The sequence below is a fragment of the Alicyclobacillus suci genome (assembly GCF_017329615.1).
Classification (GTDB): domain Bacteria; phylum Bacillota; class Bacilli; order Alicyclobacillales; family Alicyclobacillaceae; genus Alicyclobacillus; species Alicyclobacillus suci.
Map to the genome: position 1 here is coordinate 1 of NZ_JAFMTW010000046.1, position 11,176 is coordinate 11,176.

13 protein-coding genes and 2 pseudogenes are annotated in these 11,176 nt (G+C 51.4%); 7 read left to right on the forward strand and 8 right to left on the reverse strand.

The window, feature by feature from the left end:
* The 4 genes and pseudogenes from J3482_RS16635 to J3482_RS16645 all read left to right on the forward strand — a co-directional run.
* A partial coding sequence (locus tag J3482_RS16635; protein ID WP_206922764.1) for a hypothetical protein occupies nucleotides 1-320 on the forward strand: 320 nt, incomplete at its 5' end.
* A gap of 102 nt (nucleotides 321-422) precedes the next feature.
* Entirely contained in the window at nucleotides 423-647 is a 225-nt protein-coding gene (locus J3482_RS21630; protein WP_328702737.1) for a transposase, read from the forward strand.
* On the forward strand, nucleotides 598-741 hold the full coding sequence (locus J3482_RS21635; protein ID WP_328702738.1) for a hypothetical protein: 144 nt from the start codon (nucleotides 598-600) through the stop codon (nucleotides 739-741). The genes J3482_RS21630 and J3482_RS21635 overlap by 50 nt, the downstream gene beginning before the upstream one ends.
* A gap of 1,047 nt (nucleotides 742-1,788) precedes the next feature.
* Nucleotides 1,789-2,270: pseudogene (locus tag J3482_RS16645) on the forward strand (ATP-dependent Clp protease proteolytic subunit).
* A 102-nt stretch (nucleotides 2,271-2,372) separates the two neighbouring features.
* Here the strand turns inward: J3482_RS16645 and J3482_RS16650 are convergent.
* Nucleotides 2,373-3,296, reverse strand: coding sequence for a ketopantoate reductase family protein (locus J3482_RS16650; protein ID WP_146824832.1), 924 nt, complete (start codon nucleotides 3,294-3,296; stop codon nucleotides 2,373-2,375).
* Nucleotides 3,297-3,467: 171 nt separating this feature from the next.
* Between J3482_RS16650 and J3482_RS16655 the strand changes: the two genes are divergently transcribed.
* The gene (locus tag J3482_RS16655; RefSeq protein WP_206922765.1) at nucleotides 3,468-3,611 is read left to right on the forward strand and encodes a hypothetical protein; all 144 of its coding nucleotides are present in this window, start codon (nucleotides 3,468-3,470) and stop codon (nucleotides 3,609-3,611) included.
* A 21-nt stretch (nucleotides 3,612-3,632) separates the two neighbouring features.
* Nucleotides 3,633-3,881: pseudogene (locus J3482_RS16660) on the forward strand (ATP-binding cassette domain-containing protein); the annotation flags it as partial.
* Between the two features lie 47 nt (nucleotides 3,882-3,928).
* Here J3482_RS16660 and J3482_RS16665 read toward each other — a convergent pair.
* A complete protein-coding gene (locus J3482_RS16665; protein WP_206922766.1) occupies nucleotides 3,929-5,116 on the reverse strand; it encodes an acyltransferase in 1,188 nt (395 codons plus the stop codon).
* 198 nt (nucleotides 5,117-5,314) lie between these two features.
* On the opposite strand from J3482_RS16665, the gene J3482_RS16670 reads away from it, so the two are divergent.
* Nucleotides 5,315-5,599 carry a putative quinol monooxygenase gene (locus J3482_RS16670; RefSeq protein ID WP_188332412.1) on the forward strand — a complete coding sequence of 95 codons (285 nt, stop codon included), beginning with the start codon at nucleotides 5,315-5,317 and terminating at the stop codon, nucleotides 5,597-5,599.
* Between the two features lie 99 nt (nucleotides 5,600-5,698).
* On the opposite strand, the gene J3482_RS16675 is transcribed toward J3482_RS16670, so the two are convergent.
* From J3482_RS16675 to J3482_RS16700, 6 genes are all read right to left on the reverse strand, one after another.
* Entirely contained in the window at nucleotides 5,699-6,724 is a 1,026-nt protein-coding gene (locus tag J3482_RS16675) for a FecCD family ABC transporter permease (RefSeq protein WP_206922767.1), read from the reverse strand.
* Entirely contained in the window at nucleotides 6,724-7,764 is a 1,041-nt protein-coding gene (locus J3482_RS16680; protein ID WP_146824828.1) for a FecCD family ABC transporter permease, read from the reverse strand. The genes J3482_RS16675 and J3482_RS16680 overlap by 1 nt, the downstream gene beginning before the upstream one ends.
* Before the next feature lie 13 nt (nucleotides 7,765-7,777).
* Nucleotides 7,778-8,581 carry a (2Fe-2S)-binding protein gene (locus J3482_RS16685; RefSeq protein ID WP_206922768.1) on the reverse strand — a complete coding sequence of 268 codons (804 nt, stop codon included), beginning with the start codon at nucleotides 8,579-8,581 and terminating at the stop codon, nucleotides 7,778-7,780.
* 42 nt (nucleotides 8,582-8,623) lie between these two features.
* Nucleotides 8,624-9,604 (reverse strand): ABC transporter substrate-binding protein, encoded by a 981-nt coding sequence (locus J3482_RS16690; RefSeq protein WP_188332411.1) that lies wholly within the window; start codon nucleotides 9,602-9,604, stop codon nucleotides 8,624-8,626.
* A 189-nt stretch (nucleotides 9,605-9,793) separates the two neighbouring features.
* A complete protein-coding gene (locus tag J3482_RS16695; protein ID WP_146824825.1) occupies nucleotides 9,794-10,600 on the reverse strand; it encodes an ABC transporter ATP-binding protein in 807 nt (268 codons plus the stop codon).
* Between the two features lie 28 nt (nucleotides 10,601-10,628).
* Entirely contained in the window at nucleotides 10,629-11,090 is a 462-nt protein-coding gene (locus tag J3482_RS16700) for a hypothetical protein (protein ID WP_206917022.1), read from the reverse strand.
* Nucleotides 11,091-11,176 lie beyond the last annotated feature (86 nt).

The following is an 11,176-nucleotide window of genomic DNA, read 5'->3' on the forward strand; positions in this document are numbered from 1 at the left end:
TTTTCGCCTGTTCCGCTCAAAATCCATACACTTTATTTCGACAATTGGCACGCGAAATCCTTGCTACGATTAGGTTTATGGTTCATTCAGCAGACCCTAATTACCACAAAATTTTTGCTAAACAGAAAATATTGCATTTTATATATCTGAGCGTTTTGCAGTTTTATAAACTCCCGCAGGGCAAGGGTTCTAAGGGCATGAAAAAGGACTTCACCCCAACCTTCGAGAAGATTTCAAGTGACCAAGCCAGAAATTTTCGAGAAAGGAAGTCCCACTTGTATATTCTCCAACCATCTCCCTTTCCTTTGAGGACTGGCTAAAAATTGACTCCAGCGATCGTCTGCCCTTGTTCTTTGCTGTCTTGGATTTACAACCCTATGGCTTCGAAATTGAGAAAACAGTCACCCCAAGGCACGAAGCCTATGAATCGTGAAGCGATTCTTCGCGCACTGCTGGCTGCACCGCTTGAAGGAATCTCAACGTTCACAAGGCTTCATAAACGGTTGGCGCGAGATATATGCTTTCGCTACCAGTGTGGGTTTCGAATCGACAAAGCAGCCCCGTCAGTCTTCACACTGAGTCGCGTGTTTTCAGCCGTTGTTGAGTTGGATCAACGGACGTCATTTGGCTGTGGATACCGCGAGTGAACTGCCAGTTGCTTTGGATGTCACACCAGCGAACGTTTTTGATGGTGAGATGGCGGCACCATTACTGGAACACGTCGTGACGACGCACGGTTGAAAAATCGATTTTGTCATGATGGACGCTGGATATGATAAGTCAAAAACTATGAAACGGTTCATTAATATGGTGCACAGGCGTTATACAACGAGCGAACTGCTGTAAAGCGTTGTAACGCAAGATTTGACGGCGAACGACGTCCATGTCCGAGGCATCCGGAAAGTAAAGACGTACATGGTCCTCAACGCGATCGTGTTACTTGCATCAGCACTAGCTGTGAACCATATCGAACGACACAAGAAGACTGCATAAATTAAGACGAGTTGACCTGGCGAGAAACGGCGCAAGAATACCAGTATGTGGAATAAAATCTACTTACCCATGTGTTTTTCCTTTTTCACCTCCACCCAAAACAACCATTCTGCAAACTTGCAAAACGCTCACTAAGAGGTTGCATGAAAGTCCCTATCATTGAAAAACCGGTCTAATATACGTTTCCAGTTACTACTACGTAAGAGAGCGTGGAATACCGGGCAACACCAACTGGGTCCCCAATTACGGTACTTTCGATTGCAGGATGACTTCCTTCGAGGGCACAAAGTTCTTTGCTTTGACTGTCCAGAACACAGAAGAAGTCCTTGGCAAAACCCTTATCCACGACAGCATTGAAGAATCGACTAAATGTTGCACTCAATGGCGCTGCCTCGTCAACCGAAAGCCACACCGATGCCGGGAGCGCAAATCTCGCTCAAGCCACTCATGTAGTCGAGTAATTGTAAGGGTACCTTCCATAGGGGCAGCCAGAAGAGCCCGCAACCCGCCCCCGGTCGAGCAGCTTTGCGCCTTTGAGTAACACATTTGTCAACTTTGCGGTACACTGCTCAACGCCCAACGCCGTAAAGAGATGTAACTGCTCACTGCTTTCGATTCCTAGCCACTATTCAAAGGAGAACAGGAACCCTTGGAGAAGATACGAAGCGGACTTCCCTCCTCGGGAAATTTTAGGTTTCGGCGCTTAAAATCTTCTCGAAGTTGGGGTGGATCCCCTCTTTTATGTCCGGAAACTGCCCTATAAGGGCCTAGAAGTTAATTAATCCTGATTGGAGGATGCCGATCCCATATGTAATTGAACAAACGAGTCGAGGTGAGCGAAGCTACGATATCTACTCGCGCTTATTGAAAGACAGAATCGTGATGGTTGGCCAGGAAATAACGGACGATTTGGCGAACGCCGTGGTCGCACAGCTCCTATTTTTGGCGGCAGACGACCCCACCAAGGACATTCAAATGTACATCAACAGTCCAGGGGGCGCCGTCCTATTGACCGCCGGCAGCAAAGGAAAGCGATTGGCCCTGCCAAACAGCGAAGTGATGATTCACCAACCGCTAGGGGGTGCTCGAGGGCAAGCCTCCGACATTCAAATTCACGCGGACTGGATACTCAGCACGCGAGACAAAATCAACCAAGTTCTATCCCAGCATACCGGACAGCCAGTGGACACCATTCGTCAGGACACCGACCGCGACTATTCCTTTCGGCAGCAAAAGCGCGTGACTACGGCTTAATTGATGCCGTCGTCCAGGTGTAAATCGCCGCTCGTCCACGCTGACAAAAGGAGCAGGCCCCATGGGGCCTGGCTCTTTCCACATCTGCCATCCAGCCGCAGACTGCGTCGCCGACGCACCGAAGATTAGGGACGCTGCATGGCCTCCATTGCCCGAATCACCAAATAAAACATATCGTTGACGGGTGTCGCGACCCCGTACTGACGCCCGAGTTTTCGTACGGCACCAGCCATGTAGTCCACCTCTGTCTTTCGCCCCGCTTCAATATCCTGCAGCATAGACGTCTTGCCATCTGGCGACATCGCGTACAGAATTTCATCAAAGCCAGTGATGTCGTCCTGCGATAAATGAACACCTACATGTTCAGCAAGCGCCACAACTTCCTGCATCCCGCGCACCATCACCTCATGCGCCTCGGGGACAGTTTGAAAGACGCCATAAGGTGCTCGCAGCACGGCTGATGCCTGATTCACACCGACATTGATCATAAATTTCCACCATAGCGTCCGGAGCATGTCCGTGGGGATCTCATACGGAATATTTGCCCGCTCAAAAAGCGACTTTACGCGCTGCACGTTGGGCGAATACACCGCGTTATCCCGCTCCCCAAAACAGATGCGGCCAATCCCAGAGAACCGAACGGACGCGCCTTCCCGCACTGCGTCAATCGCAACGCAAATCGCATATAACAGGTTCTTGTCACCATAAGCCTTCGCAATCATCTCCTCACTGGAGATGCCATTTAATAGTGACAAAATAATCGTGTCCGGGCCGACGTGACGGCGGATATCGACCAGCGCCTGCGCCAGTCCCTCGTACTTCACGGCGATAATCACCAAATCAGCGGGATGGACCTCTGTCTCTGGAGACACGTAATCAAACGCATAGGCGCGCCCATTGACCACCATATCTCGCGAGCGATAGCGCGCAATGCGCTCATCGTCTGCAATCACGCGGACACAGTTCGGATTCATGTCGTACAGCCGACTCGCATAGGCAGCGCCAATGGCACCCAGTCCGATTACCGAAACATTTTGAATTTCACGCATATGACGTCCCCCTACCATATCGACACCTATCTCCTATTATAATATAGCCGCCCGTCGTCGCGGCCCGAAGGATTCATCCCTTGTGTGCGCCACAATCGCCGTTATAATCGACGATATGACAAACCCAACTACACATGTTCGTGAGACACGTCGACGTGAAGGAGTTCATCCATGAGTATCTTAACCGTAACCAGCCTGGCCCACGGCTTTGGCGACGGGGCCATCTTTACAAATGTCTCCTTCCGCATGCTCAAAGCAGAGCACATCGGCCTCGTAGGCACCCACGGCGAAGGAAAGGAAAGTCGACGTTTATGAATATCGTGACGCAGAAACTTCACCCGGACACTGAATTTGCGGATGGAACGCGGTCAAAAAATTGTCCTCGTCGGCGCGAATGGGATTGGCAAAACCACGTTGCTCGACGAGCCAACGAACCATCTGGACGTCGATGCAAAGGATGAACTGAAGCGCGCATTGATTGCGTATCGCAGTAGCATTCTGCTCATCTCCCACGAGCCTGAGTTCTACCAGGACATCGCAACAGAGATATGGAACGGTGAGACATGGACGACAAAAGTGTTCTGATGTTGCAAATCGCGCAGTCCACCCAAATGGGTGGCTGCGCTACGCGATTACATCGAACTTTGCACCTGTCCCAGTCGTCGTTGCGAAAAGCGCGCCTTGCGCCCCACCACGTAAGAGAGAATAGGAATTTTACCGAGCCAATGCGCGATAAACATCGCCGAAAAGTAGACAAACAAGATCGACAACGGCAGTAGACTAAAGTACAACCAATTGGGAATGCCCAGGGTTTTGATATGATGTACCGTCCATTCCATGTAGTACAGCGGAAATGGCTGCAACAAAAAGATTCCAAATGAGGCGTTGGCCGCGACCTTGACGAACCAACTGAACGGACGCCATCCCGGACGCTCGCGCCGCTGCGCCCACTGGACGCCCGCGTACCACATGTTGGCGGCCGCCAGCAAACTATACGGAATCATAATCGGCTGCAGCACCAACTCAGCGAGACTCTCCGGCTCGCCAAGGACCAGGCGGTCAAACAAATAATGCCCCCACAAGACAATGAGGCCTACCACAAGGGCGATGCGGAGTGCGCGAACGTGGTGATCGAAAAAGTCCCGAATTCGCTCGTAGTGACAAGCAATAATGCCACCTGCGATAAACCAGAATTGATACGTCAAAATAAATCTATCGCGGTATTTATCTATTTCTGCCAACACATATGGCAGATTGGAATAACTCATACCTTGAAGGACGAACTTGTTCAACGCCATCAAACCCAATTGAATCACAAAGCTGCCGATGAAAATGTGGAGGTGGTAGCGCTCGAATTTGCGCAACGCATATAAAAGCAGTGGAAACACCACATACAATTGCATCGATACGACAACGTAATACAAGAAGTATTGGTCACCTGTCATGAGCGAGTGTTTGATTCCAGCAAGTAGCGATAGCAAAGACCAATTGAAATCTGCATCTAATAGGCCCTTAAAGACGATATAGGCGATTGTCCAAACGACATATGGAATCACAATGAGTAGGAATCGCTTTTTCCAGAAAGTAACGACGGACATCGGCCGCCGATAATAAGTGATAAATAAAACAAGTCCTGTAATAAACATAAACGCCTCACGCGTGTAATGCAGCGAGGTGATGAGTGCACCTAGCGTCAGTGCAGATGCACCCGCGTCGGCATGAATTAAATCGCTAAAAAATGACGTCGTGTGTACGGATAGCACACTCAGCATAATAAATGCGCGCATCAAATCTATCTCGTACAGATATTTTTTTGCCACCAATTTGCCTCCTTTGCCCGGTATCTACATACGCTCTGACCCTGCTCCCCAAGCCCCATCCTAGCGGTACAATGTTGAAGAGAGATTGAAACCACGGAAAGTATACGCACAGTGCTTCATGTGGGATGCTGGATAAGTAGCAATAGAATTGCCAAAATGGTACATGCTGCAGTGTATCAAACATTCGGAGGGACATCTATGGTCATCGTTCATGCACGTGTTCAATGTAAGCCCGATAAACGTGAGGCGTTGCTATCGCTAGTCAACGGGCTAATCGAAGCCACACGCACCGAAAACGGATGTCTGAGTTACCGGTTCTACGAAGATACCGAAGTACAAAACGACTTCCTTTTCGTCGAACAATGGGAAACCAAAGAACATCTCGACACCCATTCAAAGCAGCCCGCTTTTTTGAAATTCCAGGAGCAAGCGCCAGCGCTCATCACGTCGCTTGACATCCAGTCGTACGAAGTTCATTCATAAGTTCATTTGCTAGGCAGTAACAATGAGCGTGCGGCGAGTGCTAGAACGCTGCCAACCAGCCAACCCCGTCACAGACGACAACAGGGTTGGCTGGGCACGCTATTTCCAACGGACGATCAGGTACAGGAAATACGGTGCGCCAATCACCGCCACGACGATTCCTGTCGGAATTTCGGTAGGCTGTAAGACCCACTTTGCCAACATGTCAGCCAGAATGACCAGTAAAGCCCCTGTCAATGCCGAGGCAGGTACCAAAAACTCATATTTCGTCCCCACCAACCGCCGCGCTAAATGGGGCCCCACCAGGCCGACAAACGAGATAGCGCCACCAACAGCCACAGAAGCCCCTGCAAGCGCAACCGCGACGCCTAAGAGCAGTCGCTTTTCCCGCTCAACTGGGGCACCTAGGCTTGTCGCGAGCTGATCGCCAAGGCTTAGCACATTCAACACGCGCGATTTATAGAGGGTAAACGCCAATAAGACGATAATCCACGGCAATAAAGCGAGTACGTACGTCCAATCCGTCCCGACAATACTCCCGGCCAGCCACGTGGCGACAAATTGAAAGTTCTGCGGGTCTAACAGCATTTCGAGCACCATCATCGCGGCATTAATAGCTGCGGCAATCGCAATGCCCACCAGTACGACACGCGTCGGGGATAATCCCTCACGGCGTTTCGCGGCGAGCGCATAAATCAGCACAGCCGTCAATAACGCGCCAAAGAACGCCAAAAACGGCAACGCAAATGTGCTTTGCACGTTAGGAAAAAACAGCGTATATAAAATTACGACAAGCCCTGCACCCGAATTGATGCCGAGGATGCCGGGATCAGACAGCGGGTTATGCGTAACTGCCTGCAAAATGCACCCAGATACCGCCAAGCCCGCTCCTATCAATATTGTGATGACAATGCGCGGCAGTCGAAAAGCGAAGAGTGTCAACTGGTCTTTGGCTGTTCCTTCTCCGAATACTGTCCGAATGACTTCCCCCGGCGTCATCCGAATGGGGCCTGTATCCATACTGATGATAAAGACAATCATAATAAGCGCGCTGACAACGGCCATCACCATCATCGCTCGCGCCACTCGTTGGTGTGTCTTCCCGTCGGCAGTGGACATCTGCATCACAGCCCCCTCCTATCTCGCCGCGCCAAGTAGAGAAAGAATGGGACACCGACCAACGCAATCACAGCGCCGAGCGGCACCTCATAAGGGGGGTGAATCATCCGTGCGCCGATGTCCGAAAGCACGATGAGCAAACTCCCAAGCACCGCAGCACACGGGATAATCCATCGATAATCGACACCGACGAAGTAACGCGCAATATGCGGTACGACAAGACCGACAAATCCAATCGGCCCGGCTATCGTCACCGAAGCGCCCGCCAGGATGAGAACAAGGCCCGTACATACCAGTTTCACCATGTTCGTGCGCTGACCGAGCGCAGTAGCCACATCCTCGCCAAGGCTCAGCACCGTCACAGATTTCGACATGACCATGGCGCCGATGAGGCCGACTATCACACATGGAATCAACCATTCGACCTGTACCCAATTGGTACCAGACATCCCACCTGCAAGCCAATACGTGAGATCTTGACTTAATCCGCCATACAGCGCGATACCTTGACTCAGTGCCACTAACAATGCGCTGATTGCCGCCCCCGCAAGCGTCAACCTTACGGCGGTCAAGCCGCCTCGCGACAAGGCGCCTAATCCATAGACGAGCACCGCGCCGATGCCTGCGCCAACAAACGATAAAAGCAACAAATAGCCAAATGACAGTTTGGGAAACAACGCAAAGGAAAGAGCTAACATAAATTCCGATCCGCCATTGATCCCTAACAACCCGGGATCAGCCAAGGGATTGCGCGTCATTCCCTGCATCAGGGCGCCTGCCACGGCGAGCGCCGCACCGACAAACACACCCGCAACCGCACGCGGGAGACGAAGATAATGTATCACCTGATCTTGCGTCTCTTGTGCGTGAAAATGAAAAACGGCGTCCCATACTGCCGACTGCGGTATCATATCCGCTCCGACAGAAATAGACACCGCGAAGGATATAAAAAGTCCAACCAGTCCGCCAACGAGGACAAGCATTGCAATCAAAGGTCTGGATACAGCCTGGGGCTGATTGTTTATCACTTTGGCGCTATGGTTCATGGTCACGTCCGTCCTATGTATTGGTCTGGTGGCAATTGGCGGATCGAAAAGCCTCTCTCCGCTCCGCGCGCTCTGCCTCCGTCAATCGGGGGCACGTATAACAGTAATCAATACCCTCTAAACGATAGTTCATGCAGCACGTCGGTTGTAGATAGACCTGCTTTTGGGGATCCTCCATACTCTCCACAGTCTTCCACCGAATGGCAAACGGATTCCGCTTGCGGCCAAATACGCGCGGATCCACCCCGGAAATGAGATACTGGTAATCCGCCTCGATTCGCTGTTCCGCACCACCGTCTATCTCCTTGCTGACGACATCGATAAACCACATCAACTTGGGAGGGAATTGCCCCCAAAGTTGGCCTGCCCCGATACCTGCCTGCTCAGCCAATCTGTCGATAACCGGACGCACCGTATCTCCGTAGAACGCGGCGAACGCGCGCTCACGCCAAACATTGCGCTGCGCGCCATCTGCAGGTGCGCGCGTCACGATATCCCGATGAACCTTAAAGGAGAAAAACGTATAGTCCCCCACAGGATAAGCCTGAATCGTCAAATTCCCCGGCGACAAATCGACGGCACTATTGTCAACGGAGACGAAGTACTGAAATCCAGCAGCGACCAGGGAGAACCACTTGCAGAATGCGACAGCGGGCACATGCTTATCCGTCGTGCCAATCTGTGATTGATACATTTCCAGAAAGCGTAGCATCTGATGTTGGTCAGATACCAGGTCATTGACTCGAACTTCATATGAGACATTCTCCTGATCTTTCGTCGTCAGTCGAAAGTACTGTTCTGCTTCCTCGAATCGCATCCATCCACACCCTCTCCCCGGTCCCCGGCAGGTTCTCACGGCTTAATTCGCCAGGTCTTTGACCACTTCATCAATCGTCAATTCATTGGCAATCACACCATTGTTAATCCAGTTCCCATAATTCACGGTGTAGACATGTCCCTGTTTCACCGCCGGAAGTCCCTTCCATACTGGATTACTAGTCAAGGCGTGTTCTTCCGTATCACTGTCGTTGCCCGTCACCATGAAGATATAGTCGGCGTTGAGTTTGGGGAGCTCTTCAAAGGAGATTGAATCCCAACCCTTGGCAATCGATGGCGCCGTCAATCCCAAATCACCGTATACCTCTTGACCCGCGAAGGTCCCAGGTCCAATCAAAAACAATTGCTTACCCGACGGCTCAATAATAGCCACCGTCTTATTGCCAACCGCGGGCTGCAGTTTTGCTTTGGCCTTGGCCACCTTTTTGTCATAAGTCGCCAATAACGATTTCGCCTTATCCGACTGGTTCAACATATCCCCCAGTGTCAGTAGCGTTTGTCGCCAAGGGGCGGTAGATCCGCTTTTCACATTAAACACGTAGGTCGGGGCAATCTTCGAATACTGCTCATACTTCCCATTTTGCGCGAGCCCAGCCGCAAACAGCAAAATCAAGTCCGGATTCATACTTAGCACCTGCTCGGGATCTAAGCCGTTCCCATAGAGGTCAATGTGTGGTAAGCCCTTCAACCACTTCTGCAAATAATCATCCACCACATTGCCGCTGGAGTATTGTCCGACCAGCCGCTTGCTATCGCCAAGCGCAACTAATGGATCTTCCAACGCGGGTGCCCAAATTCGCTGTGGGTCAGCCGGAATGGTCACCTTATGCCCCAATCCGTCCGTCATCACACGCGGCGCAGCTTTGGCGTCCCCCACAGAATTTTGTGTGCCCGTCGTGGACGAATTCGACGAATTGGTTGCGGCAGTACCACAGCCCACCATCCCCGCTACCGACAAAGCCACTGCACCAGCTACTATAAACGGCTTGAACGCCTTCATCATATCGCGATACACTCCCCATCTTGACCTTTCACGTGGTGTAATGTTGACAGCTCTAGTCAACATTACGAGGCCTATTATAGTGTTTGATATCTCTAATAGCAATGATTAGCTGCAACTAACCCACGTGAAAGAGCTGGATCGTGATCCAGAAAGGCAGCCAAAACAAGGCGCAATGACAGCGGCCAAGGATTACGCCGGGGATTCTTCCGAGCCGTCAACCAACCCATATGGGATACACAACGGCGCCCCCGTCCTCTGATCTATCACCACGTCCGCCAGAATCCCGAATACTTGCCGGAGCATCTCTTCGGTGATGACTTCCTCTGGCGTTCCGTTATACACGGCTTGTCCGTCCCGAATCGCCACTACATGGTGCGCATACTGGGCAGCGTGATTCAAATCGTGGACCACCATGACAATCGTTCTTCCCTCTTCGCGATTTAACTTATCGAGAAGCTGAAGCACCTCCAACTGATGCGCCATATCCAGAAATGTGGTAGGCTCGTCCAAAAACAAAATATCGGTTCCTTGCGCTAAAGCCATCGCTATCCAAGCACGCTGCCGCTGACCACCGGACATCTGCTCTATCGGGCGCGCCGCGAACGGCAACATCCCCGTCACCGAAAGTGCCCAGTGAACCATCTCCTGATCTTCCCGCGTACTGGTCGCGAGACCCCTCTGATATGGAAAGCGACCGTAAGAGACCAGTTCACTAACGGTAAGTCCGTCCGGCGAAACGGGATTTTGGGGCAGCATGGCCAGCTGCTTGGCGACCTCCTTGGAGTCCATCTTCAGAAGCGATTTCCCATCGAGGTATACGGTTCCGCCGTCCGGTTTCAACAATCTCGCCATCGCCTTCAAAATCGTCGATTTCCCAGAACCATTGGCGCCGACCAAGGCCGTAATCTTTCCATCCGGAATTGCGAGATTGAGCTCACTGACAATGCGCTGTGCACCATAGCGGACGGATAATTGTTCAGCTGCAAGACGTGCCATGCGAATCCTCCTTCCGCGCTAAAGCAAACTAAAGGGCGGTGTCCTTTTGCCCTTGGTAAAACTGCTGTACAGCCTGTTCAATTGTCGCCAAGAATGCCACTTCCTGTTGCACCTCAAGGAAAACCGGAAATCGGTGCGCCAACTCCACTCGCAAAGCCTCCAATTCGATGTCGTTCAAGTTGTTAATTTTGCGAATCAGTGCAGCTGCTTGCGCCGACACTTGAGGCGCCTCGCCAGATTCCGTTTGGTGCGCAATATCCCCTGTAAACTTCTCTTCAAATTCGCGAACAATCACGTCGGGCGTTTTAATCCCCCACTTGTGCCGCAAATTTGTCACCTTCTTTTTCGGTACCCCAAGTAAGTCGGCAATCATCACATCCGGAATTTCCTCTATCCACCACAGTTGATGCAACATATCGTAAGTGATTGCGGACATGTCCAATGTTTCTCCACGCTGTTTGCGTTGAGATAGGTTATCAAACAACCGCACGCTACTGGCCCCCTACATGATACTTTCTAATCTACCCATGGCTACTATACCACTGCCCTGTCATGAATCTGGATATACGAAAACAC